Annotated in this window: 25 protein-coding genes; 10 read left to right on the top strand and 15 right to left on the bottom strand. The window is 72.2% G+C overall.

From position 1 onward, the window contains the following. Positions 1-64: 64 nt before the first annotated feature. A complete protein-coding gene (locus tag R9Z33_RS09985) occupies positions 65-1,336 on the top strand; it encodes a glycosyl hydrolase family 8 (RefSeq protein ID WP_318651144.1) in 1,272 nt (423 codons plus the stop codon). Next, positions 1,333-2,487, top strand: coding sequence for an extracellular solute-binding protein (locus tag R9Z33_RS09980; protein WP_318651143.1), 1,155 nt, complete (start codon positions 1,333-1,335; stop codon positions 2,485-2,487). The genes R9Z33_RS09985 and R9Z33_RS09980 overlap by 4 nt, the downstream gene beginning before the upstream one ends. A 4-nt stretch (positions 2,488-2,491) precedes the next feature. On the opposite strand, the gene R9Z33_RS09975 is transcribed toward R9Z33_RS09980, so the two are convergent. The 12 genes from R9Z33_RS09975 to R9Z33_RS09920 form a co-directional block, all read right to left on the bottom strand. Beyond that, positions 2,492-3,328: a metallophosphoesterase family protein gene (locus tag R9Z33_RS09975; RefSeq protein ID WP_318651142.1), complete on the bottom strand. Its 837-nt coding sequence runs from the start codon at positions 3,326-3,328 to the stop codon at positions 2,492-2,494. A 12-nt stretch (positions 3,329-3,340) separates the two neighbouring features. Beyond that, positions 3,341-4,081 carry a phosphonate ABC transporter, permease protein PhnE gene (gene phnE / locus R9Z33_RS09970; protein WP_318651141.1) on the bottom strand — a complete coding sequence of 247 codons (741 nt, stop codon included), beginning with the start codon at positions 4,079-4,081 and terminating at the stop codon, positions 3,341-3,343. Beyond that, positions 4,078-4,932 (bottom strand): phosphate/phosphite/phosphonate ABC transporter substrate-binding protein, encoded by an 855-nt coding sequence (locus R9Z33_RS09965; protein ID WP_318651140.1) that lies wholly within the window; start codon positions 4,930-4,932, stop codon positions 4,078-4,080. Before R9Z33_RS09965 ends, phnE begins: the two co-directional genes overlap by 4 nt. Continuing rightward, positions 4,929-5,690, bottom strand: coding sequence for a hypothetical protein (locus R9Z33_RS09960; protein ID WP_318651139.1), 762 nt, complete (start codon positions 5,688-5,690; stop codon positions 4,929-4,931). The genes R9Z33_RS09965 and R9Z33_RS09960 overlap by 4 nt, the downstream gene beginning before the upstream one ends. Further along, entirely contained in the window at positions 5,687-6,640 is a 954-nt protein-coding gene (locus tag R9Z33_RS09955) for a radical SAM protein (RefSeq protein WP_318651138.1), read from the bottom strand. The genes R9Z33_RS09960 and R9Z33_RS09955 overlap by 4 nt, the downstream gene beginning before the upstream one ends. A gap of 18 nt (positions 6,641-6,658) precedes the next feature. Next, on the bottom strand, positions 6,659-7,444 hold the full coding sequence (locus tag R9Z33_RS09950) for a DUF547 domain-containing protein (protein ID WP_318651137.1): 786 nt from the start codon (positions 7,442-7,444) through the stop codon (positions 6,659-6,661). Continuing rightward, the gene (locus R9Z33_RS09945) at positions 7,441-8,142 is read right to left on the bottom strand and encodes a TVP38/TMEM64 family protein (RefSeq protein ID WP_318651136.1); all 702 of its coding nucleotides are present in this window, start codon (positions 8,140-8,142) and stop codon (positions 7,441-7,443) included. Before R9Z33_RS09945 ends, R9Z33_RS09950 begins: the two co-directional genes overlap by 4 nt. Further along, positions 8,139-9,596 (bottom strand): dihydrolipoyl dehydrogenase family protein, encoded by a 1,458-nt coding sequence (locus R9Z33_RS09940; protein WP_318651135.1) that lies wholly within the window; start codon positions 9,594-9,596, stop codon positions 8,139-8,141. The genes R9Z33_RS09945 and R9Z33_RS09940 overlap by 4 nt, the downstream gene beginning before the upstream one ends. Before the next feature lie 124 nt (positions 9,597-9,720). Next, positions 9,721-10,365 (bottom strand): DUF3047 domain-containing protein, encoded by a 645-nt coding sequence (locus tag R9Z33_RS09935; protein WP_318651134.1) that lies wholly within the window; start codon positions 10,363-10,365, stop codon positions 9,721-9,723. Beyond that, complete coding sequence (locus tag R9Z33_RS09930; RefSeq protein WP_318651133.1) at positions 10,362-11,009, bottom strand: NrsF family protein; 648 nt, start codon at positions 11,007-11,009, stop codon at positions 10,362-10,364. Before R9Z33_RS09930 ends, R9Z33_RS09935 begins: the two co-directional genes overlap by 4 nt. A gap of 2 nt (positions 11,010-11,011) precedes the next feature. Next, entirely contained in the window at positions 11,012-11,572 is a 561-nt protein-coding gene (locus R9Z33_RS09925; protein WP_318651132.1) for a sigma-70 family RNA polymerase sigma factor, read from the bottom strand. Between the two features lie 46 nt (positions 11,573-11,618). Continuing rightward, on the bottom strand, positions 11,619-12,239 hold the full coding sequence (locus tag R9Z33_RS09920; RefSeq protein WP_318651131.1) for a GNAT family N-acetyltransferase: 621 nt from the start codon (positions 12,237-12,239) through the stop codon (positions 11,619-11,621). A gap of 71 nt (positions 12,240-12,310) precedes the next feature. Between R9Z33_RS09920 and R9Z33_RS09915 the strand changes: the two genes are divergently transcribed. The 7 genes from R9Z33_RS09915 (at position 12,311) to R9Z33_RS09885 (ending at position 18,656) form a co-directional block, all read left to right on the top strand. Next, complete coding sequence (locus tag R9Z33_RS09915; RefSeq protein WP_318651130.1) at positions 12,311-13,318, top strand: alpha/beta fold hydrolase; 1,008 nt, start codon at positions 12,311-12,313, stop codon at positions 13,316-13,318. A gap of 40 nt (positions 13,319-13,358) precedes the next feature. After that, positions 13,359-14,180 (top strand): CoA transferase subunit A, encoded by an 822-nt coding sequence (locus tag R9Z33_RS09910; protein ID WP_318651129.1) that lies wholly within the window; start codon positions 13,359-13,361, stop codon positions 14,178-14,180. After that, positions 14,177-14,917 carry a CoA synthetase gene (locus R9Z33_RS09905; protein WP_318651128.1) on the top strand — a complete coding sequence of 247 codons (741 nt, stop codon included), beginning with the start codon at positions 14,177-14,179 and terminating at the stop codon, positions 14,915-14,917. The genes R9Z33_RS09910 and R9Z33_RS09905 overlap by 4 nt, the downstream gene beginning before the upstream one ends. 4 nt (positions 14,918-14,921) lie before the next feature. Beyond that, positions 14,922-15,599 carry a nitroreductase gene (locus R9Z33_RS09900; protein WP_318651127.1) on the top strand — a complete coding sequence of 226 codons (678 nt, stop codon included), beginning with the start codon at positions 14,922-14,924 and terminating at the stop codon, positions 15,597-15,599. Between the two features lie 71 nt (positions 15,600-15,670). Further along, positions 15,671-16,582 carry an alpha/beta hydrolase gene (locus R9Z33_RS09895; protein WP_318651126.1) on the top strand — a complete coding sequence of 304 codons (912 nt, stop codon included), beginning with the start codon at positions 15,671-15,673 and terminating at the stop codon, positions 16,580-16,582. Positions 16,583-16,659: 77 nt separating this feature from the next. After that, a complete protein-coding gene (locus R9Z33_RS09890) occupies positions 16,660-17,901 on the top strand; it encodes a CaiB/BaiF CoA transferase family protein (protein WP_318651125.1) in 1,242 nt (413 codons plus the stop codon). Beyond that, positions 17,901-18,656, top strand: a complete 756-nt coding sequence (locus R9Z33_RS09885; RefSeq protein WP_318651124.1) for a hypothetical protein — start codon at positions 17,901-17,903, stop codon at positions 18,654-18,656. Before R9Z33_RS09890 ends, R9Z33_RS09885 begins: the two co-directional genes overlap by 1 nt. 12 nt (positions 18,657-18,668) lie before the next feature. On the opposite strand, the gene R9Z33_RS09880 is transcribed toward R9Z33_RS09885, so the two are convergent. From R9Z33_RS09880 to R9Z33_RS09870, 3 genes are read right to left on the bottom strand one after another with little or no spacing between them, the layout of a single operon-like run. Further along, positions 18,669-19,058, bottom strand: coding sequence for a protein-tyrosine phosphatase family protein (locus R9Z33_RS09880; RefSeq protein ID WP_318651123.1), 390 nt, complete (start codon positions 19,056-19,058; stop codon positions 18,669-18,671). Beyond that, positions 19,055-19,933: a CDP-alcohol phosphatidyltransferase family protein gene (locus R9Z33_RS09875; RefSeq protein ID WP_318651122.1), complete on the bottom strand. Its 879-nt coding sequence runs from the start codon at positions 19,931-19,933 to the stop codon at positions 19,055-19,057. The genes R9Z33_RS09880 and R9Z33_RS09875 overlap by 4 nt, the downstream gene beginning before the upstream one ends. Further along, a complete protein-coding gene (locus R9Z33_RS09870) occupies positions 19,930-20,601 on the bottom strand; it encodes a phosphatidylserine decarboxylase (protein ID WP_404830668.1) in 672 nt (223 codons plus the stop codon). The genes R9Z33_RS09875 and R9Z33_RS09870 overlap by 4 nt, the downstream gene beginning before the upstream one ends. Before the next feature lie 93 nt (positions 20,602-20,694). Between R9Z33_RS09870 and R9Z33_RS09865 the strand changes: the two genes are divergently transcribed. Further along, the gene (locus tag R9Z33_RS09865) at positions 20,695-21,114 is read left to right on the top strand and encodes a hypothetical protein (protein WP_318651121.1); all 420 of its coding nucleotides are present in this window, start codon (positions 20,695-20,697) and stop codon (positions 21,112-21,114) included. Positions 21,115-21,119 lie beyond the last annotated feature (5 nt).

The raw sequence follows: 21,119 nt of genomic DNA, 5'->3' as shown, positions 1-21,119 counted from the left end.
CTGAATGCCAGCTTGAACCGGGCGCATTCGCGTGCAAGCGTTGCCCTCGACTGGAGACGCCCGCATGCCCCTGGCCCTGACGCACCGCGCGCTCATCCTTCTGGCCGCCTTCCTGCTGACCCTCGCCCCGGCGCTGGCCGCCCCGCCCCCGCCGCCCGGGCCCAATGAATGGCAGGCCTATGTGCGGCGCTACATGGCGCCCGAGGGCCGCATCATCGATACCGCCAACCGCGGCATCTCGCACAGCGAGGGCCAGGGCTATTCCATGCTCTTCGCCGTGCATTTCGACGACCGCGCGCGCTTCGACCTGATGTGGAACTGGACGCGCCGCAACCTGGCGCGCCCGAGCGACAGCCTCGCCGCCTGGCGCTTCGACCCCAACAGCCGCGCCGGCGTGACCGACATGAACAACGCGACGGATGGCGACATCTTCATCGCCTGGTCGCTCCTCATGGCGGCCGAGCGCTGGAACGTCCCCGCCTATCGCGAGGCAGCGCAGCGCATCACGGCCGACATCCTGCGCTGCTGCGTGATCGAGTTCCAGGGCCGCACGCTGCTGCTGCCCGGCATCCATGGCTTCCAGGATTCGCAGGGCGTCATCATCAACCTCTCCTACTACGCCTTTCCGGCGCTGCGCGCCCTCTCGCGCCTCGTGCCCGATGCGCGCTGGGCGGCACTGGAGCAGGATGGGCTGCGGCTGATGGACGAGGCGGCCTTCGGCCGCTGGCGCCTGCCACCCGACTGGCTGCTGTTGCCCGCACAGGGCGGGCCGCCGGTGAATGCCGGCCGCTGGCCCAACCGCTTCGCCTGGGATGCGGTGCGGGTGCCGCTGAACCTCGCCTGGCAGGGGCTGGATGTGGGCCCGCTCCCGGCCTCCCGCGAATTCTGGGACTTCCCGAACCACCCCCGGCGCCCGCCCGCCTGGGTGGATCTCGGGACCGGCGAGATCGCGCCCTATCCGGGCCATGCCGGCATCCGCGCCATCCATGCGCTGGTCCGCAGCCGCTTCGGCGAGACGGTGGGCACGCCGCTCGGCGTCGCCGACGCGCCCGATTACTTCGGCGCGGCGCTGGTGCTGCAGACGCGCATCGCGCCGCACATGGCCCCGCAGCCCCCGGCGCTGGTGCCCCCCACGCCTGCCACCCCGCCCTCCCGCACCGAGCGGCTGATGGGCGCGGCCCAGGCCGCCTGGGCCCGCTGGCGCGGCGATGAGGAGGTGGCCGAGCCGCCCTCCCCCGCGCCCGTCCAGGCCCAGTGGTCGCGCAACCTGAGCGCGGAGCAGTCGCAGGTGCGCGGCGTTCCGGCAGGGCTGCGCGGCCTGGCGCCGCCCCGATGAGCCGCCTCTCCCGCCGCTCCCTGCTGGCCGCCGCCGCCACGGCCGGCGCCACGCGCGCCCCCCCTTCGGCTTGGGCCCAGGCCCCGCACGCGGGTGACCTCTTCGTCGTCATCGCCGGCGAGGGGCCGCGGCTGAACACGGCCGTACTCACCGAGCTGCAGGATCATCCGGATTTCCACCTGCCGGTCGGCACGCTGCGGATCGAGAACGTGCCCTGGATCGCGACCGAGCTGCGCGAGGAGGTCGAGGCCGGGCTGCCGGGCACCGATGCCGTGATCACCAACATCGCGGGCCATGCGCTCGGCGCCGCGCGCGACCTCTGGCAGGAGGTGCCGGCCGCGCTGCTGGCGGCCAATACGCCGGGCCTGACCCCCGCCGGGCAATTGGTGCAGGAGCGCATCGGCGCGAGCGGCCTCGTCCTCGGTGCCGTGCCGGGCGGCCCGGTGCTGGTGCATCGCCGCTCCGTCCTGCCCACGGCGCCGCGCACGGCGGAGGAGCTGCTGGACTATGCCCGGCAGAATCCGCGGCGCTTCCAGTACACGCGGCCCGGCCAGTCACGCTTCGGCCAGACCTTCGTGACCGGCCTGCCCTATCTCCTGAACGACTCCGATCCGCTCGATCCGCGCGCCGGCTGGCCCGCCACCTGGGCCTACCTCGCCGAGCTCGGCCAGCACGTCGCCTATTACCCAAGCTCCGGCGAGGCGGCGACGGAGGAATTCCTGGAGGGCGGCGTGGACCTCAGCACCGCGCTGCTCGGCCCCTACCTGCTGGGCATGGGCCAGCGCCTCCTGCCGCCCGACACGCTCTGCACGCCCTTCCAGGCGGCGCCGCTGCTGCCGCACAGCCTCATCCTCGCCGTGCCGCGCGGCGTGGCGGAGGCGCGCATCGCCCAGTTGCAGCCCCTCGCCGCCTTCCTCGGCCAGCCCGGGATGCAGCGCCACGTCTTCGGCCGCGGCCTGGTGCCCGGCACCGGCCCGCGCGTGACCGACACGACCCCGACCGACCGCCTCTGGACCGAGGCGCTGACGCCCTCGCTCGCGGCCGAGCTGGAAGGCCGCGCCGTGGCGCCGCCGCTCAGCGCCGCCGCGCGCGCCTATATGCTCCGCGCCTGGGACGACCGGATCGGCTCACACTACGGCGAGACGCGCTGAGCCCTCACCAGACCAGGCGCCGCGGCGCCAGCGCCTGCCCGCGCGCGGCCAGTTCGGCCGGCGGCAGCACGTCGCAGGAGGGCCAGAGCCCGCTCTCCAGCCCCGCCGCATAGCCCTCGGGCAGGCGCGCCCGGCGCATCGCGGCGGCGGCGGCGGCGTGGTCATAGGCGAGCGGCAGGATCTCGATGCCGAGTTCGCGCGGCCCCGGCGTCAGCAGCGCGAACCAGACGCGCGGCGTGCCGTCATTGGCCGGCATGCCGATCGCGCCCGCATTGAGCCAGAGCCCGCCGCCCGCAAGCCGCCGGGCGAAGGGGATGCCGCAATGCCCGGCGATGACGCCGGCGCAGCCGGTCGCCGCGAGTTCCGCCCGCAATTCCTCATCCCCGGCCGAGGCGAAGAGGAAGCGGCTGATCTCCCGCGCGCCGCCATGCAGCACGGCGAGCCTGCGGCCATCGGGCAGGTCGAGATGGATGCGGCGCGGCAGCCCGCCCATCCAGGCGCGGTGGCGGGCGGTCACCTGGCGGAGCGCATGGGCATACCAGGCGCGCGAGAGCAGGTCGCACGCCGTGTCCTCGGCGAAGCCGCAGCCGCAATCCTCGGCGCCGGCCGCGAGGTTCTCCTCGCAATTGCCCATCAGCACCCGGGCGCCGCTCTGCATCATCAGGTCGCAGCAGGCCGCGGCATCGGCGGCATAGGCGACGACATCGCCGGTGCAGAGGATGTGCTCCCCCGGGATGCCGCGCCGCGCGGCCTCGGCCAGCAGCGCCTCGGTCGCCTGCAGGTTGGAATAGGGCCCGCCCATGACTAGGAGGGGCGCGTCGAGCCGCAGCGTCGGGATCATGCGAGGCAACCTTCAGGACAGGCTTCGGCGCAGGGCGCCGCTGATGCGGTCCGCCGCCAGGGTCAGGGCGATGATGACGATGAGGATGGCAAGCACGCGGTTGAAATCCAGCAGGTCCACCGCGTTCTTCAGCTCCTGCCCGAGCCCGCCCGCACCGACCAGGCCGAGCACGGTGGAGGCGCGGATATTCGCCTCCCACACATAGAGCAGCGCGCCCAGGTTCTGCGGCAGCGTCTGCGGCACCAGGGCACAGAGCGCGACATGCCAGCGCGAGCCGCCGACCGCGAGGATCGCCTCGGCCGGGCGCGGATCGGCCTCCTCCATCGTCTCGGACCAGAGCTTGGCGACCGAGCCCGCCGAATGCAGCGCGACGCCCAGCATGCCCGCGAAGGGGCCGAGGCCCACGGCGGCGACGAAGAGCAGCGCGAAGACGAAGCCATCCACGCCGCGCAACGCATCCAGCACGGCGCGCAGCGGGTGGTAGAGCGCGAAGCCCGGCGTCACCTGCCGCGTCGCCAGCAGCGCGAGCGGCACCGCCATCAGCGCGGCGGCGAGCGTGCCGAGGGTGGCGATACCCAGCGTTTCGCCCGCGCGGCGCGCAATGTCCCCGGCATCGGAGAAATCGGGGGGCCAGGCGCCGGCAAGCCAGCCCGCGAGGCGCGGCAACCCGGCCGCCAGCCGCGCCGGATCGGGCGCCACCACCCAGGCCGAGCCCAGCAGCAGAGCGATGAAGGCAAGCCAACCCAGCTTCACGAGGTGCGCAGCCGCCCCAATGACCGCCCCGCCGCCTCGATCAGCGCATAGGTGCTGGGGGTCGCCGCCACCCAGCCCGTGTAGTTGGCCGGCATGACGCGTACCGCCTGCTCGGGCGTGATGGCGAGCGCGGCGGCGGCGAGTGCCGATTTCGTCGCCGCATCCAGGTCATGCCGGACGGCGAGCGCGTCATTGGGCAGCGGCTCGCTCTGCCAGACGATGCGCGCCTGCTCGGGCCGCACCCGGCCGGAAGCCAGCATGGCGTTGAAGTTGCGGTCGAAATCGGTGGCGAGGTCCACCTGGCCCGAGGCCACGGAAATCACGTTCGCCGCATGGCTCGCGCCGTCGCGATACTGGAAGAAGCGCCGCACCTCGATGCCCTGCTGCGCGAACCAGTGATGCGGGATGAGCCAGCCGCTGGTCGAGCCCGCATCGGCGAAGGAGATCGAGAGGCCGCGTGCATCATCCGGAAAGCGGGCAATGGTGAGGCCCGCGCGCGCCAGGATGATCGCGTGGTAGGTGGGCCGCCCCTGGTAGAGCACCGTCGCCAGCGCCTCAGCCCGCGCCCGGTCGCGCGCCAGGACGTAGCCCCAGGGTCCCATCCAGGCCGCATCCACCTGGCCCGCGCCGAGTGCGACGGCGATGCCGGCCCAGTCGGTGGTGACGGTGAGTTCGTAGGGCCGGCCCAGCGCCTGCGCCAGATGCGCGAAAAAGGGCTCGAAGGCGCGGCGCGTGTCGCCCGCGGTCGGCTGGAAGGGGCCGACGGCGAAGCGGATCGGCGCGCGCGTCTGCGCCTGGGCGAGGCCCGGCGACAGGAGTGGCGCGGCGAGGAGCGAGCGGCGATGCATCATGCGGCGGGGTCTTCCAGGGGATGTTCGATCCAGACATTGGGCTCGACATAGACGGCGTGGTCCTGCTCGACGGACACATGCAGCGGCGTCAGCCCGCCTTCGATGGCGACAGGCCCCGAAGCGCCAAGCGGCAGGCCGGTCCAGCGGCGCCACTCGGCGAGCGTGCCGGGGATCACCATGCTGGTCGGCGCGATCTTGATGACGCGCCCGCCGATGCGCTCATGCGTGCGCACCCAGGGGTCCGTCGCGAAGCCCTCCGCCGTGCGGCGCGCCAGGTAGTCCGCCATCGGCAGGAAGGGCTCGTGCTGCTTCGCGGTGGGGCGGACGGGCGCGAAGAGATGGCCAAGGCCCCGCGCCGCGGCATGGCGACGCATCGCCCGGAGGATGGCGGCCGATTGGCCCTGGCCGCGATGCGTGGGCAGCAGCGTGATCTCCAGCGCGCTCAGCGCGTTCGGCGCGCGGCCGGCGACCGCATCCGCATGCGCCATCCGGATCACGCCGTCCCAGCCGGAATCCGGCAATTCGCCGGTGAAGTGGAAGGGCACGGCGAAGGAACGGCCGACCGGCCGGTCCGGCCGGGCCGGGTCGAGGATCGCGAAGGAGAAATCGAGGTAGCGCGAGAAGGCCGCCGCATTGAAGCGCAGGTCGGCGGCCGGGTCGTGCATCATGAATTCCGGCCAGAGCGCGCGGAATTCCGGCGTATCGAGCGCATCGGCAAGGTCGGGCCGCGCGCTCAGCGGCACGAAGTCCAGCGTCATCGACTGCAGGCCGCGCCACCCAGCACGCAGAAGGTGGCGCAATGCGGGTGGTTCAGCGAAACCGGCCGCGCCGCCTCGGTCAGCGTGGCGCCCAGTTCGAAGCGCTCATCATAGGCCAGCAGCGTGCAGGCCAGCACGGCCGGCCGCTCGGCCCCCTTGCGCTTCACCACCATGCGGGAGGAGGCGCACATCATGGACTCGGGCGATTTCTTCAGAATGCCCCAGCAGGCCTCGGTGATCTCCGGCACGTCGCGCCCCTCGTCCATCTCGGGGAAGAGCATGAGGGCCACGGGGTCCTCGGCATCCACCGGGATGCCGTGCGCCGCGAAGAGGCGCGCGAAGCCCGCGCGCATCGCCGCCTCGTCCTCCGCGCCGAAGCCCGCGCGGCCGGCGACATGCAACTGGAAGCCCTCGCGCGCCAGCCAGCCGAGCCCCTCCATGGTCCGGGCGAAGCTGCCCGCGCCGCGCTCCAGGTCATGGATGGCGGCGTCGTGATGGTCGAGGCTGACGCGGAGGATGAGGTTGCCCGTCCCGTGCCGGTCGCGCAGCGCCAGCAGGGGGGCGGCATAGCGCCGCATGGGCTGCATCGCATTGGTCAGCACCAGCGCGCGCAACCCGCGCGAGAGAACATCCTCCAGCATCGGCACGAGGTCCGGGTTCATGAAGGGCTCGCCGCCGGTGAAGCCCACCTCCGCCACCGGGAAGCCGGCCGCCTCGTCCAGGTAGCCGCGCACCTCGGCGGCAGTGAGATAGACCAGCGCGTCATTGCGCGGGCTGCTCTCGATGTAGCAATTGGCGCAGGTGATGTTGCAAAGCGTGCCGGTGTTGAACCACAGCGTCTCCAGCGCCGCGAGGGCGACGCTCGCGCGCCGCTCGCCCTTCAGCGTCCAGTCGGGATCCTGGAACTTGCCGGGCAGGAGCGGCGTCGTGGTCTGGCTGCGAAGGGACAAGGCGGGGCTCTCCGGAATTCAGGACGGCGTGGCGTCGTTCAACGCCCAATCATAGGCATCTTCCGCGATGCGGGTGACATTTCGCAGCGCATCGGCCAGCGGGGGTGCGGCATGGCGGCGGAGATGCGCGAGGATGCCCGCATCATCGCCGCCGAAATCCTCGCGGAACCAACGATAGATGGAGGAGACGCGCAGGCCCCCGCCCGCAAGCAGGGCCGCACCGCGCGGGTGGTTCACGAAGGCGCGGGCGGCGGCGTCCAGATCGGCTTCCAAGCTCGCCGCCCGCCAGGCGCGCAGCGGCAGGTTCGGGCAGCCGATGGAGGCGCAGTTCACCGCGTAATGCACGCGCGGATCGCGGAAGGTCGGGCGCATCGTGCCGTGCTCGATATCGTCCAGCGACATGCGCGTGCCCTCGATGGTGACGAGGCGCGTGCGCCAGGGCCCGAGGAATTGCCGCGGATCGAGACCGACGCCGGTCGAGCGGATGTCCTTGATGGAGCGCACCGGATAGCGCTCCAGCACGAGCTTGAGCGTGAGCGCGTTGTAGAGATTGGCCCAGAAGGCGAAGGCCTCGCCCCGCGGCATGGCCGAGGGGCGGCGCGTCGCGGCCTCGGCGATCCAGGCGTCGAGGGCGGCCATGTCGGCGGCGCTCGCCTTCCAGCGGCCATAGGCCACACGCGTCACGCCATCGGCGGGCGTGCCGGCGTAGCGACCGAGCAGCGCATCGAGGCCGGGCTCCGCCGCTTGGGCGGGGCCGATGAGGATGGCCGGGGCCAGGAGGCCGAGGGCGCGGCGGCGGATCATTTCGCGGCGAACCTGTTCTTGAGCGGGATGGCCGCGAGCGAGAGCGCGGCGAGGCCCAGCAGCGCGCCCAGGATCTGCGGCGTCAGCACCGCGCCGAGGTCGAGCGTGCCGCCGGCATCCAGGATGGAACCCAGCCCCGCGCCGGTCAGGCTGAAGACGAAGGTGCCGGGCATGATGCCGAAGAAGGTCGTCAGCACGTAGACCGGCAGCTTCACGCCCACGAAGGCGGGCACGAGGTTGACCAGGAAGAAGGGAAACAGCGGCACCAGCCGCAGCACCAGCAGGTAGGAGGCGGCGTTGCGGCGGATGCCCTCGGCCAGGCGCTGCGCCGGGGCGCCGAAGCGGTCCAGCGCGTTCTCGCCGAAGATGGTGCGGGCGAAGAGGAAGACCAGCGTGGCGCCGATGGTCGCCCCCAGCACGGTGAGCAGCGTGCCCAGCACCGCGCCGAAGAGGAAGCCGCCCGCGAGCGTGAGGATGATGGCCCCCGGCACGGAAAGCGCCACCGCCGCCGCATAGACCAGCACGAAGCCGCCCGCCGCCAGCAGCGCGTTGCGCGCGACGAAGCCGCCCAGCGCCTCGCGGTGCCGCGCCAGCGTATCGAGCGAGAGCAGCTCACCGAGCCCGGTGGCGCGTAACACCCCGAGCAGGGCCAAGGCCCCAAGGAGCAGCCAGAGCCGCCTGTCGCGAAGCCACCTCATGGCAGCAGCCTCTGGATCCAGCCCACGATCCGCCGCGTGCGCGCGGAAAACAGGCTCGGCGTGTAGAAGGCGCCGGCCGCGCGCTTGGAAATCTCGGACATGGTCGGATAGGGCGCCATCATCTGCGCCACCGCGCCGATCTTCATCCTGGACTGGATGGCCAGCCCCCAGAGGCCGATCATTTCACCGGCGCGGGGGGCCAGGATCGTCGCCCCCAGGATGCGCCCGCCGCCGCCCAGGATGATCTTGGCCAGGCCCTGGTCGCTCCGCTCCGCCACCGCGCGGTCATTGCCGGAGAGCGGCTGCAGCAGGACCTGCACCGGGTGGCTGGCGAGCCGCGCCTCGGCCTCGGTCAGGCCCACATGGGCGAGTTCCGGGTCGCAATAGGTCACCCAGGGCAGCGCCGCGTAATCCACCTTCGCGGGCAAGCCGAAGAGGATGTTCCGGATCAGCACGCCCGCATGGTAGCCCGCCACATGGGTGAATTGCGGCCCGCCCGCGACATCACCCGCGGCGAAGACGCGCCGGTTCGTGCTGCGCAGCCGCCGATCCACCGTGATGCCGCGCGGCGTCACCTCCACACCCGCCAAAGCGAGGTCGAGCCCATCCAGGTTGGGCTTGCGCCCCGCCGCCACCAGCAGGTGCGAGCCCGCGATGACCGTGCCGTCGGCCAGCTCGACCTGCACGCCGGGCCGGATGCGCGCCACCTGCGCGCCCTCGATCAGCGTGATGCCCTGGCCGCGCAGGATCTCGCGCAGGATCGCCACCGCCTCGGGCTCGTCGCGCGGCAGGATGGTGTCGCGCTGGATCACCGTCACCGCCGAGCCGAGGCCCCGGAAGGCCTGCGCCATCTCGATGCCGATCGGCCCGCCGCCCAACACCAGCAGATGCTCTGGCCGCTCGGTCAGTTCGAAGATCGTCTCATTGGTCAGATGCGGCGTCTCGGCGAGGCCGGGGACCGGCGGCAGCGCGGGCGAGGAGCCGCTCGCCACCACGAAGCGCCGCGCGCGGATGCGCTGGCCGCCGGCGGCCACCTCGCGCGGGCCGGTGAAGCGGGCGGCGGCGCGGATGACCGTGCAGCCCAGCCCCTCGAAGCGCTCCACGCTGTCATGCGGGGCGATGGTGGCGATGACGCCCTGCACATGCGCATGGACGCGGGCGAAATCCACCACGGGGGCGGGCACGTCCACGCCGAAGCGCGCCGCCCCGCGCGCCGCCTCCGCCGCATGGGCGGCGGCGAGCAGCGCCTTGGAGGGAACGCAGCCCGTGTTCAGGCAATCGCCCCCCATCCGGTGCTTCTCGATCAGCACGACCGAGGCGCCCATCTGAACGGCGCCGGCCGCGAGCGAGAGCCCGGCCGAGCCCGCGCCGATCACGCAGAGATCGGCATGCAGCACGTCGCCCTTCCGGCGCGGGCGGCGCGCGGCCGGTGTGGGGGTCTCGTCATGGGTCATGTGTCGGGCGTCATTCTGGATCTGCCGCTGCGCTGTGCCGGTTTCGCTGAAGGGCTCGGGAAGGTTACGCGCCACGGGCCTGCGCGGTTGCCCGGCGCGGATGGCAGGGATGATACCACGGACCTCACAGCCAGCGCGGCGGCATGATCCGCGCCACGGCCAGGCCGCCCCGGTCATCCGTATCGGCGGACAGCGCCAGGTGGGTCACGGCCGGCGCCGGCTCGCCGAAGGCCGCCGCGTGATCCGCGGCGACATCCACCACCTCCTCCAGCCAGGTGGCGAGCGGCGCCTCCTCCCCGCGCAGGATGATCACGGCGCCATCGCGCGGCGCATAGGGGTTGGGCAGGCGCCGGCCCGGCGGCCCGCCGCCCCAGCAATAGGTGAGGCCGCGGCCGGCCATGCCCTCCGGCGTCAGGCCCCGGCGCATGAAGGCGAGCGCGCCGCTGGCCGCGAAGAGCACATGCAGGGCGGCCGAGCGGTCATCGGCGCCGCGCGCCCCGGCGTCACTGGGCGGGGCCGCGCTTTCCAGGCGCCAGCGCCAGGCGAGGCGGCCGGGCGGCCCGGGAAAGGGGCGCAGGAGGAAGCCCACGGAATCGCGCGCGGTGACGCGGATGGAGCCCGCCTCTTCCAGCGTGAATTGCGCGACGGCACGGCCGCGCACCGGCTGCAGGCGCCAGCCCGCCTCGGCAAGGCGCGGGTCCAGTTCCTGGGCCCGGGCGGCGCGCGGCGCGGCCAGCGGCAGGGCGAGCGCGGCCCGGCGTGGGATCACAGCGCCGCGCGCTGCATCAGCAGGGGCCCGGCCAGCGCGCCCAGCGCCGTCACCACCAGCACCGCGAGGCCATGCCAGACCAGCACCATCACCGCCGCGTTCAGCTCATGCACCAGGGTCAGGCCGAGGCTCGCGAAGGCCGCGGCCGAGAGCGCGCCGAGAGCCGCCACCGGCACCGGCCGCAGCAGCGCCGCATGCCGCGTGAGGAAGACGATGGCCGCCGTCATCGGCAGGCCAAGGCCGATGATGAAGCTGAGGCAGGGCAGGCTGACGCCGAGCTGCAGCGCCTCCGGCCCCAGCCGCGCCAGATCCTCGAGGCAGCCCCAGCCCATCGTCACGAGCCAGCCCACCACCGCCGGCACCGGCAGCAGCGCCCAGCGCTGGTCGCGGTCGGGCAGGGCCAGCTGGAAGGCGGCATAGCCCGCCGTCAGCGCCACCAGCGCGGCGGACATGAGGTGGTAGAGGTCGAACCCGTCCATCAGCCAGGCCGCGAAATCGGCGCGCAGGCCCGAGATCAGCAGCGCCGCGCCGATCACGCCCGCGCAGAACAGGCACCACAGCCCCAGCATGGCGAGCGGCGAGGGCAGCCGGCGCACCGGCTTGAGCCCGCGGCTCAACTGGCTGATGAGGTCTTCGGTCCGCATGGTCATGGCTCCCTGCCGAGTTTGCGGCGCAGGCTCTGGATGGCGCGATGGGTGGCGACCTTGAGCGCCCCCATGGACATGCCCGAACGCGCGCTCGCCTCCGCCAGCGAGAGCGCCTCGATCTTCGTCAGTTGCAGCGCGGTGCGCTGCGAGGCCGGCAATTGCCCCACCGCCGTCCGCAGGTCGGCCGCATCCAGCCGCTGCTCGGCATCGCCCTCGGCGCCGACATGCTCGGCCGCCTCCAGCACCGTGTGGCGCGAGAGGCCACGCGCCACGCCGCGCCCACGGTCCAGCGCGCGGCGCTCGGCGATGGCGGCGACCCAGGGGCGGAAGGGGCGCGCCGGGTCATAGGTGGCGCGCACGCGGTGCAGCGTCAGCAGCGTGTCCTGCACGGCATCCTCCACCTCGGCCGCGTCGCTCAGGCGGCGGCGGCAGATGGCGCGCAGCAGCGGCAGGCATTCGCGCAGCAGCATGTCATAGGCGCGCGCGTCCCCCGCCTGGGCGCGCGCCATCAGGTCCGACCAGCGCGCATCGCGCGCGGGCCTTTCCTCGGCCTCGCTCATGCCGGCGAGGCCGCCCAGGGCAAGCTCGGTCGTGACACGCGTATCCTCAATCGCGCCCGCCCGGCCCGATGCCGGGCCCGAAAGCGCCTGATCCCGGTTCGCCGGGGGTGGCGCCGGGGTTACGCCGGGCGGGCAAGATTTTCCGCAGGCGATAGAGGAGGTGGCGGCGCATCGGATGCCCCTCGGGCAGGTTCGGGTGCTCGAAATCACCGTCCGGCGCCATGCCGAGCTTTTCCATCAGCCGCCAGGAGGGCTCATTGGCCGGGATGGTGAAGGCGACGATCTCGGCGAGGCCGAGCGGGCCGAAGCCATGCGCCAGCGCCGCCCGCGCCGCCTCCAGCGCGTAGCCCTTGCCCTGATGGGCGGGGGCGATGCGCCAGCCGATCTCGACCGCCGGGGTGAAGCGCGCCTCCCAGGGGATATTGAGCAGGCCGACCAGGCCCACCAGCCCCGGCGCCTCCTGCCGGAACACGCCCCAGAAGCCGTAGCCATGCTCGGCGAAATGGCGCGCGATGCGCTCGCGGAAGGCCTCGCTCGCGGCGAAGTCGAGCGGCTTCGGGAAATGCCGCATCACCGCCGCATCCCCGTTGATGGCGGCGAGTTCAGGCCCGTCGGCCAGGGTGAGCGGCCGCAGCAGCAGGCGTTCCGTGTGCAGGATGGCGGCCATGCGCGCGACCCTATCCCCGCGGGCCTCGCCTCGGCTACACCAAGCCTGTCTCAAAAAGGGGAGAGACCGAGATGAGCTGGCCGATCCAGACGGGCCTGCACGCCCTGGGCGACGTGACCACCCTCTCGGGCGAGGTGATCCGCGGCGCGAAGCTGAGCTGGAAGGCGCATGGCAGGCTCTCGCCGGCGCGAGACAACGTGATCCTCTACCCCACCAGCTACGCGGCCCAGCACCAGGAGCTGGAATGGCTGATCGGGCCGGACGGCATCCTGGACCCGACGCGCTGGTTCATCATCCAGCCCGACATGTTCGGCAACGGCCTCTCATCCAGCCCGTCCAACGACCCCGAATACCCGGCGCTGGTGACCGCCTGGGACAATGTGCGCGCGCAGCGCCGCCTGCTGACCGAGCAGTTCGGCATCGAGCGCCTGGCCTGCGTCTATGGCTGGTCCATGGGCGCGCAGCAGGCCTATCACTGGGCCGCGATCTTCCCCGAGGCGGTGGAGCGCATCATCGCCATCTGCGGCAGCGCGCGCACCGCCGTGCACAACCAGGTCTTCCTCCGCAGCCTGATGGCGGTGCTGGAGGCCGCACCCGAGCATATCGGCGGCGGGCGCTTCACCGCCAAGCCCATGGCGGCGCTGCGCGCCTATGGCCGCATCTATGCGAGCTGGGCGCTGAGCCAGGATTTCTACCGCGCCGGCCGCCACCTCACCAACGAGCCGAGCCTCGAGGCCTTCCTGGTCAACCAGTGGGAGGCACGCTGGATGGCGCGCGACGCTGGCAATCTCTACGCCCAGGCGCGCTGCTGGGATGCCGGCGACATCAGCGCCAACCCGCTGCATGGCGGCGACCTCGCGCGCGCCCTGGGCGCCATCCAGGCCCGGGTGCTGCTGCTGCCGGGTGAGACCGACCTCTATTTCCGCGTGGCCGACAATGCGGCCGAACTGCCGCATCTGCGCCATGGCGAGATGCGCGTGATCCCCAGCATCAACGGCCACCGCGCCGGCAATCCGCAAGGCTTCGCCGAGGACACGGCATTCCTGAAATCCGCGACACGTGCCTGGCTGGATGCCTGACCCCAACCGGTCTAGCCTCGCCCGCAGGAAGGAACGCCCGATGACCCTGATGAACCTGGACGCGATGGCGGCGAGCATCCCCGATGGGGCGATGATCGCGCTGCCGCCCGACAACTCCCTCCCCTCCGTGGCACTCGCCAAGGCGCTGATCCGCCGGGGTGCGAAGCGGCTGCGCCTGGTGGGCGTGCCCATCTCGGGCTTCGCGACCGACATCCTGATCGGCGCCGGCTGCGTGGAGGAGGTGCAGACCAGCGCCGTCACGCTCGGCGAAGCGGGCTTCGCGCCGCGCTTCTCGGCCGCGCTGAAGGAAGGGAAGCTCCGCATCCTGGACGCCACCTGCCCCGCCATCCACACCATGCTGCAGGCGACCGAGAAGGGCGTGCCCTTCATGCCGCTGCGCGGCCTCATCGGCAGCGACATCCTGGCCAACCGCCCGGACTGGAAGGTGGTGGAAAGCCCGTTCGGAACCGGCGAGAAGATCACCCTCCTGCCCGCCCTCAACCCCGATGTCGCGGTGTTCCACGCGGTGATGGCGGACAGCGCCGGCAATGTCTGGGTCGGCCGCCGCCGCGAATGCGCCACGATCGCCCATGCCAGCAAGCGGGCCTTGGTCACGGTGGAGCGCGTGGTGGAGGGCAATTTCCTGGAGGATGAGCGCCTCTGCCCCGGCGCCATCAACGCCACCTACATCTCGGGCTACGCCATCGCCGAGCGCGGCGCGCAGCCCGCCGCCCTGCTCGACGAATACGGCTTCGACACGCAATACGTCATGGACTATGCCCGCGCGGCCAAGACCGAGGCCGGCTTCGCCGCCTGGTGCGCGGAGCATGTGTTCGGCAGCCAGGCGGTGGCCGCGGAATGAGCTACCGGACCGAAGAACTCCTCGCCGTCTCCATCGCGCGGCTGATCCGCGCGGTGCCGACCGCGCATATCGCCGTCGGCGCCGCCTCGCCCATCCCGGCGGCCGCCTGCTGGCTCTGCGTGAAGCAGGGCGCGCCGCTGCGCCTCTCGCTGCTGCACAAGCGCACCGGCAATCCCTTCACCGATGGCTCGCGCGAGCTCTTCGACCTGACGGGCCAGGGCCGCGTGGACCTGTTCTTCCTGGGCGGCGGCGAGATTGACGGCCAGGCCAACCTCAACCTGATCGGCACGGGCGGCTGGCCGGGCATGGAGGTGCGCTTCCCCGGCAGCTTCGGCTCGGCCTTCATGTATTTCATGGCCGGCCGCACCATCCTGTTCCGCGAGGAGCACAGCCCGCGCGTGCTGGTGGACCGCGTGGCGCACATCTCCGCCCCTGGCATCTCCGAGCCCGGCGTCTTCCGCCGCGGCCACGCCCAGGCGCTGGTGACGGGCCGCTGCGTCTTCCACTTCCACCCGGAAAAGGGCCGCTTCTCGCTTGCTTCCATCCATGCGGGCGAGACGCTGGAGAGCATCCGCGCCATGACCGGCTTCGACTTCGACGTCGCCCCCGATGTGGGCGAGACACCCGCGCCGACCGACGAAGAGCTCGCTTTGCTGCGTGGCGCGGTCTGCGACGAGATGCTGGAGACCTATCCGGATTTCTGCGCCCGCGTCTTCGGCCGCAAGCGCGCGGCCTGAAGCCGTGGATTACGAGACCCTCGCCCGCACGCGCCGCAGCGTGCGGGGCTACAAGCCCGACCCGGTGCCGCGCGCCGTCATCGAGGAGATCATCGAGGTCGCGAAGCGCGCGCCCTCCTCGATGAACACCCAGCCCTGGCATGTCCATGCGCTGACCGGCGCGCCGCTGGAGCGCGTACGGCAGCGGAACATGCAGGTGATGGCCGGCGGCGCGAAGCCCAACCGCGACATCATCAGCCACGGCGAATACGAGGGCGTGCACCGCGCGCGCCAGGTGGCCATCGCCGTCAAGCTCTTCGGCGCCATGGGCATCGCGCGCGACGACAAGCCGATGCGCCAGGACTGGGTGATGCGCGGCTTCCGGCAATTCGACGCGCCGGTCTCGCTCGTGCTCACCTATGACCGCGTGCTGGACCCGGGTGCGGTCGTGCATTTCGACCTCGGCGCCCTCAGCTACGGCATCTGCCTCGCCGCCTGGGATCGCGGCCTCGGCACCGTGGTGAACGGCCAGGGCATCATGCGCTCCGAGATCGTGCGCGAGGAGGCCGCGATCCCGGAGGACCAGGTGATCATGACCTGCATCGCCCTCGGCTATCCGGAGGACGCGTTCCCCGCGAATGGCGTGACCTCGGATCGCGAGCCCAACGCGAATTTCCTGCGCTTCGTGGGCTTCGACGCGTAAGGCTGCCGCCGGCAGGAAAGCCTTAACCCTGATGCGCGATCTGGCTGCGTCCCCGCAAGGAATGCAGCCCGATGACACAAGGTCTCCCTCGCCGCGCCATGCTCGCCGGCGCCGCCGCCTCGATCACGTCCGCCCTGGCCGCCTGCGCGGCCCCCGGTCCGGACGGCACGGCGGATTTCACGCATCTGAACATCCCCGCGCAGCGTGACATCCCCTATGGCGCGCACCCGTCGCAGCGCCTCGATGTCTATCCCGCCGCCATGCCGCGCCTCGGCCCCGCGCCCGCGCCGCGCCCGGCGCTGGTCTTCTTCCATGGCGGCTTCTGGCAGTTCGGCAGCCGCTGCGAGGCGATGGTGGAAACGCTGTGCAGCCACCTCGCCGCGCGCGGCATCACCAGCATCGCCGCCGGCTATCGCCTCTACCCCGAGACCAACCATGCCGGCATCCTGGAGGACGCGGCCAACGCCGTCGCCTGGGCCACGCGGCACGGGCATGAGCATGGCGCCGCGCGCGGCGAGGTGGTCGCCGCCGGCTGGTCCGCGGGCGGCTGGATGGGCGCCATGCTCCAGGTGCGGCCACAGCTCGTCCACCGCGCGCTGGGCGTGACGGAGAGCGACCGCCATCCGCTGCGCGGCTTCGTCGGCGTGGCCGGCCCCTATGGCCATTGGCCCACGCGCTACCCGCTGCTCTTCAGTCTCTTCGAGGGCACGACGCGCGAGCAGCGCACGCCCAACGCCTTCGTCACGCCCAACCTGCCACCGAGCCTTCTCGTGCAGGGCATGCTGGACGCCATCGTCTGGCCGCCCAACGCCATCCATTTCGCCGAGGATCTGCGTGAGGCCGGCAACCCCGCGCAGCTGCGCCGCTACTGGATGCGGGACCACATGACCGTCATGCCGGGCATGGGCGTCCTGCCCGGCAGCCTCTCGCTGGTGGATGACATCGAGGGCTTCGTGAAGGGCCCGGTGATGCGGCGGGCGTAACCCCCGCCGGTTCGACAAAACGGCGCCGATGGCGCATCTTCCGGGCGCAACGCACGTGCGCCCAAAGGAGATTCGCCATGGATATGCCAGCCCCCACCGCGCCCATCGGCGCGGGGAATGCGCCGGGCCCGGGCGCGCTGTCCGGCTTGCGCGTGGTGGACCTCACCCGCGTGCTGGGCGGCCCCTATTGCACGATGATCCTGAGCGACCACGGCGCCGAGGTCATCAAGCTCGAACCGCCCCAGGGCGACGAGGTGCGCGACTGGGGCCCGCCCTTCAACGAGAATGGCGACGCCAGCTACTTCATCGGCGTGAACCGCAACAAGCGCAGCGTGGGCCTCGACCTCAGCAAGCCCGAGGGGCGCGAGGTGCTGCTGCGCCTGCTTGAAGGTGCCGACATCCTGGTCGAGAACTTCAAGCCGGGCAGCATGGAGAAATGGGGCCTGGGCTATGAGGAGGTGCTCTCCAAGCGCTTCCCGCGCCTGATCCATTGCCGCGTCTCGGGCTTCGGCGCGACTGGCCCGCTCGGCGGCTTCCCCGGCTATGACGCCATCCTGCAGGCCATGGTGGGCCTCATGTCCATCAACGGCACGGAGAATTCGGGGCCGACGCGCCTCGGCACGCCCATCGTCGACATCGCGACCGGCCTGTTCAGCGCCATCGCCATCCTGATGGCCGTCGTCGAGCGCGAGAAGTCGGGCCGTGGCCAGTATTGCGACATGACGCTGCACGACTGCGGCATGGCGCTGCTGCACCCGCATGCCGCCAACTACTTCCTGAACGGCAAGCGGCCGGTCGCCACCGGCAACCCGCACCCGAACCTGGCGCCCTACGCCAAGTTCACGACGAAGACCTGCGAGATCTTCGTGGGCTGCGGCAATGACCCGACCTTCCGCAAGTTCTGCGCCTTCCTGGGCCTGGACGGCCTCGGCACCGATCCGCGCTTCGCCACCAACGGCCAGCGCGTGATCAACAAGGCCGCGCTGACCGAGATCCTGAACGCGCGCTTCGCCGATGAGGATGGGCATGACCTCTGCCAGCGCATGCTGGCCGCCGGCCTGCCCGCCGGCCCCGTGCTCGGCGTGGACGAGGCGATGGCGGCCGCCCACACCGCGCACCGGCAGATGGTGACCGAGAAGGACGGCTTCGTCGGCCTCGGCACGCCCATCAAGCTCTCCCGCACGCCGGGCGGCACGCGCGCCGCCCCGCCCCGCTTCGGCCAGCACACGCAGGAGGTGCTGGCGCGCCTCGGCTTCTCGGAGGAAGAGATCGCGAAGCTGCATGACGCGGGCGTGCTGGTGGAGAAGCGCCGGAAGTGATGCTGGCCGAACTCCGCGAGGCGGATGCGCCGCCCGAGGTGGACGCCATCTATGCCCAGCTCCGCCAGGCCTATGGCCTGCCGATGGTCAACCTGATCTGGCGGCATTTCGCGACGCTGCCGGGCGTGCTGCCCTGGGCCTGGGAAAGCATCGCGCCCGCGACGCCGCTGCTGCCGGCGGCCACCGCGCGCCTCATGGCGGCGCTGGAACCCCTGCCCCGCATCTCCATGGGGCCGGATGCGGCGGGGATCGCGGCGCTCTACAACCGCGGCAACCTCAGCAACCTCATCCTGCTGACCGCGCTGCTGCGCGGCCCCCAGCGCGGTGCCACGGCCCCCGCCGCGGGCCCCGCCCCTGCCGGGCCGCCCCCCGCCATGCTGCCCAAGCCCCCGCCCCTGCCGCGGCTCGAGGCGCTCTCGCCCGAGGCGCGGCGCAGCGTGCTGGCGCTGGCCGGGCTGCATGGCCATGCCGAGGGCATCATCCCGACGCTCTACCTGCATCTCGCGCATTGGCCGGCGCTGCTGACGCCGCTCTACATGGCGCTCTCGCCGCTGTTCGGCATGGGCCGCATCGCGGAACTGCGCCGCAAGGCGCTGGAGGCGGCGAGCCGGGAGGCCGATGCGATGCGGCCACACCTCGCCGCGCCCCCGCCGCCCCCGCCCGAGGCGCTGGAGGCGGCGCGGGCCGTCCTCACGCCCTTCACCGGCCAGGTGATCGCGGACATGGTGCCCATCGGGCTGATGATCGGCCGGTAGAGCGCGGGCCGATCAGGCCGCAGGCGGTGCCCAGGCGCGGGCGAAATCCTCCTGCGCCTTCGTCTCCACGGCGCGCGGATCATGCTGCGCGCGCACCCAGGCCACCGGGTCGCCCACAATGCCGGCCTCGGCGGCGAGGCAGGCCAGCACCGTGCCGGTCCGCCCCAGCCCCGCGCGGCAGCCCACATAGAAGAGGCGTTCCGGCTCGGCCGCCATGGCGGCGCGCAGCGCGTCCAGCGTGGCGCGCAGCGCCGCCGGGTCGGGCAGGCCGTAATCCACGATGTCGAGCGTCAGGCTGGCCTCGCCCCGGTTCGGCGCCTCGGGATCGAGGCAAAGGCCGAAGGCGCCCGCGGGCAGGTTCCGGAAGGGGCCCGCCGCAACCTCGACGCCCAGGATCTTCAAGGGATGGTCGCCTTGGCCGGCTCGGCCTCCGCACCCTCGCGCATCGCCTCCGCCTCGCGCTTCAGCCGCGCATAGGACCGGACGGAGAAGTAGAGCATCCCGAAATAGAGCAGGCCACCCAGCGAGAGCGCCGCCCAGGGCTCCGTCACCAGGAAGGCGATGTAGCCGCCCGTGCCCAGCAGCAGCGGCAGCACCATGTTGGAGGGCACCTTGAAGTTCTTGAAGGACCAGGAGGGCAGCGTGCTCACCATCAGCCCCCCCACCAGGAAGAGCATCACCGCGCTGAAGGCCGGGTGGCGCGCCGCCTCGGCCATGGAGGCCCAGCCCCATTCGGCGAAGCCGAGCGAGGCGAAGAGCGGCAGCAGCGCGAGGCCCGCCCCCGCCGGCGCCGGCACGCCGGTGAAGAAGTTGTAGGCATAGGCCGGCTTCACGATGGGGATGGCGCCCGGCTCGGCGATGCTGGCGGCGTTGAAGCGGGCGAGGCGCAGCGCGCTGCACACGGCGAACATCATGCCGGGGATGAAGCCGATCGGCCCCGCATTCTCCAGCGTCCAGAGATAGAGGATCAGGCCCGGCGCCACGCCGAAGCAAAGGAAATCGCTGAGGCTGTCGAACTCGGCGCCGAAGCGGGACGTGCCCTTCAGCAGCCGCGCGATGCGGCCATCGAGGCCGTCGATCACGCCTGCCGCCACGATGAAGGCCGCCGCCTGGGCGAAGCGCCCCTCCAGCCCGAAGCGGATGGCGACCAGGCCCGCGCAGAGCCCCATCATGGTCAGCAGGTTGGGGATCAGCCGGTTGAAGGAGGGTCCGCGATAGCGCGGCCGGGCGCGCGTCTGGAAGCGGCCCAGCCGGCTCCGGAGCCCGGCCCGCGTCACGCGAGCTCCGCCAGGATGCTCTCGCCGCCGATCATGGTCTGGCCGACCAGCACCAGCGGCTTCACGCCGACCGGCAGGTAGACGTCGGTGCGGCTGCCGAAGCGGATGATGCCGAAGCGCTCGCCCGCCATCAGCCGGTCGCCCTCATGCGCCGTGCAGACGATGCGGCGCGCGACCAGGCCCGCGATCTGCACGCAGGCGAGGTCCCGGCCATCGGGCAGGTCGAAGCGGAGCGCATTGCGCTCATTCTCCTCGGAGGCCTTCTCCAGGCTCGCATCCATGAACTTGCCGTGGCGGTAGGAGATGCGGGAGATCCGACCCTGCACCGGGCTGCGGTTCACATGCACGTCCAGCACCGAGAGGAAGATGGCGACGCGCCAGCGCGGCTGGTCGCCCATCTCGAGCTCGGCCGGCGGGATCGCGGGGCCGACCAGCACGACCTTGCCATCGGCCGGCGCCAGGACGAGGTCATGCCGCGCCGGCGGCACGCGCTTCGGGTCGCGGAAGAAATAGAGGCAGAAGGCGGTGAAGGCCGCGCCCAGCCAGAAGAGCCAGGAGCCGAGCAGCAGCCCGCCCAGCAGCGCGACGCCCGCGCCCGCATAGATGAAGGGACGCCCGGCCGGGTGCGGCGGGGCGAGGACGAGGGAGAGGCTGTTCGCGAGAGACATCGCCCGGTTTATCCTCTCTTCACTCTTTCGCGGCAAGTTGTGTGTCGCATGATGACCCCGCCCCTCACCCCTGCTCCATCCTTGGGCCCATCCGTGGGCCCTTCCCCCGCCCCGAAGCCCGCCCTCACCTTGGGCCCCTTCGCCGTCGCGGCGGATGGGACGCTGGCGCCCCGTGCCCCGGGGCTCAGCCCGGCCATCCGCTTCGCCTGGCGCGGCCGCCTGTGCGAGGCGCGATTGCAGGAGGGCGCGCTGCGCCTGCGCGCCATCGCCGGGCGCATCCCCTCCACGGCCGAGCCGGGGGCGGACCGGCATTTCACCGCCCGCGCCGTGGCCGCCCTGCCCGCCGAGATGCCGGAGGGCTGGCAGCTTCGCCTCACGCCCGATCACCGGGTCGCGCTGGAGCGGCAGGAAGCGCCCCGCACCACCGCGGTCTCCCTGCTGGCCGAGATGGTCCGCTTCGCCCTCGCCCTCGACCCGCATCTGGAGCGGCTGGAGGGCGTGGGCGCACGCTGACGGGG

This window comes from Sediminicoccus rosea, assembly GCF_033547095.1.
In the GTDB taxonomy this organism is placed as follows: domain Bacteria; phylum Pseudomonadota; class Alphaproteobacteria; order Acetobacterales; family Acetobacteraceae; genus Roseococcus; species Roseococcus rosea.
The sequence above is the reverse complement of the archived record's forward strand: the minus strand, read 5'-3'. Positions and strand labels throughout refer to the sequence as shown.

Coding starts and splice junctions, on each gene's coding strand:
- R9Z33_RS09985 (WP_318651144.1), top strand. CDS start 65: ATGCCCCTGGCCCTGACGCACCGCGCGCTCATCCTTCTGGCCGCCTTC.
- R9Z33_RS09980 (WP_318651143.1), top strand. CDS start 1,333: ATGAGCCGCCTCTCCCGCCGCTCCCTGCTGGCCGCCGCCGCCACGGCC.
- R9Z33_RS09975 (WP_318651142.1), bottom strand. CDS start 3,328: ATGATCCCGACGCTGCGGCTCGACGCGCCCCTCCTAGTCATGGGCGGG.
- R9Z33_RS09965 (WP_318651140.1), bottom strand. CDS start 4,932: ATGATGCATCGCCGCTCGCTCCTCGCCGCGCCACTCCTGTCGCCGGGC.
- R9Z33_RS09960 (WP_318651139.1), bottom strand. CDS start 5,690: ATGACGCTGGACTTCGTGCCGCTGAGCGCGCGGCCCGACCTTGCCGAT.
- R9Z33_RS09950 (WP_318651137.1), bottom strand. CDS start 7,444: ATGATCCGCCGCCGCGCCCTCGGCCTCCTGGCCCCGGCCATCCTCATC.
- R9Z33_RS09945 (WP_318651136.1), bottom strand. CDS start 8,142: ATGAGGTGGCTTCGCGACAGGCGGCTCTGGCTGCTCCTTGGGGCCTTG.
- R9Z33_RS09940 (WP_318651135.1), bottom strand. CDS start 9,596: ATGACCCATGACGAGACCCCCACACCGGCCGCGCGCCGCCCGCGCCGG.
- R9Z33_RS09930 (WP_318651133.1), bottom strand. CDS start 11,009: ATGCGGACCGAAGACCTCATCAGCCAGTTGAGCCGCGGGCTCAAGCCG.
- R9Z33_RS09925 (WP_318651132.1), bottom strand. CDS start 11,572: ATGAGCGAGGCCGAGGAAAGGCCCGCGCGCGATGCGCGCTGGTCGGAC.
- R9Z33_RS09920 (WP_318651131.1), bottom strand. CDS start 12,239: ATGGCCGCCATCCTGCACACGGAACGCCTGCTGCTGCGGCCGCTCACC.
- R9Z33_RS09915 (WP_318651130.1), top strand. CDS start 12,311: ATGAGCTGGCCGATCCAGACGGGCCTGCACGCCCTGGGCGACGTGACC.
- R9Z33_RS09910 (WP_318651129.1), top strand. CDS start 13,359: ATGACCCTGATGAACCTGGACGCGATGGCGGCGAGCATCCCCGATGGG.
- R9Z33_RS09905 (WP_318651128.1), top strand. CDS start 14,177: ATGAGCTACCGGACCGAAGAACTCCTCGCCGTCTCCATCGCGCGGCTG.
- R9Z33_RS09895 (WP_318651126.1), top strand. CDS start 15,671: ATGACACAAGGTCTCCCTCGCCGCGCCATGCTCGCCGGCGCCGCCGCC.
- R9Z33_RS09890 (WP_318651125.1), top strand. CDS start 16,660: ATGGATATGCCAGCCCCCACCGCGCCCATCGGCGCGGGGAATGCGCCG.
- R9Z33_RS09885 (WP_318651124.1), top strand. CDS start 17,901: ATGCTGGCCGAACTCCGCGAGGCGGATGCGCCGCCCGAGGTGGACGCC.
- R9Z33_RS09870 (WP_404830668.1), bottom strand. CDS start 20,601: ATGTCTCTCGCGAACAGCCTCTCCCTCGTCCTCGCCCCGCCGCACCCG.